This is a genomic window from Pseudoalteromonas sp. TB64 (assembly GCF_000498095.1).
In the GTDB taxonomy this organism is placed as follows: domain Bacteria; phylum Pseudomonadota; class Gammaproteobacteria; order Enterobacterales; family Alteromonadaceae; genus Pseudoalteromonas.
This window is the reverse complement of the sequence record NZ_AUTQ01000041.1, coordinates 1-803: the sequence shown is the minus strand read 5'-3', so window position 1 is coordinate 803 and position 803 is coordinate 1. Positions and strand designations below refer to the sequence as shown.

The 803-nt window shown below is 43.7% G+C and carries 1 pseudogene; it reads right to left on the bottom strand.

What is annotated here, in order from left to right:
- Positions 1-52 precede the first annotated feature (52 nt).
- Positions 53-803 (bottom strand): annotated as a pseudogene (locus L647_RS0101190) (amidase); the annotation flags it as partial.

Below are 803 nucleotides of genomic sequence, written 5' to 3'. Positions count from 1 at the left end.
CCCGCCTCTGTTGCTGAAAAATGAGATGCGGTAAATGCAATATTGTGTGTGGTCATGCCGGTGTGTCCTGTTTAAAGTGTGCAGCTAGGTGCTTAACGCAAGCAAGTAGGCTTTTATCGTTACCGTGGGTCATCATTAATGAAAAACCATACGGATGATCATTTGTTAAATCAGCCAGCGGTAAATGCACTTGCGCTGAGCCACTAAGCCCTGCAATTGCCGAAAGCGTAATGATTTGCATACGTAAGGCGCTTGTGTCGGCGCCTAATTTAGGTGCAGTTGTAGGGGTGGTAGGTAAAAATAAGCAGCTGTGTTTGTTTAAGTTTTTAGCGACGATTGCTTGCCACTCGTGCTGTATTTTTAACGCCTCTTGTTCTTCTTGCTCGGTTAAAGCTAATGCCATTTTAAAACGAGCCGCAATTGCTGGCGCAAAATGAGAAAGCTGATCTGGGAGTTCAAGCCAGTCTCGGTGCGTTTTAGCAATCGCACGACCTTGTAATATTCTAAAGGTATCGGCAAGCTCACTTAGCAGGTTGCTTTTGGGGAGCTTAAAATTGATATGATGATTAAAATAAGGTTTGGTTTTTTCTAAAAGCTTACCCAGTGGGGCTTGTAAAGAGGGGTCAACGAGTTCAAATAGTGCTTCGCAAATAACCAGCGTATTTACTTTATTAATAGCTTGTTGTGGTAATAATACATCGCCAACGCTGCTTAATAGCTCGGCGCTTTGGGTAAGCCAACCTATGGTATCAAAAGGGGGAGCCAACGGTATTAGGCCGTCTTTTTCAATCACGTTATGGCTT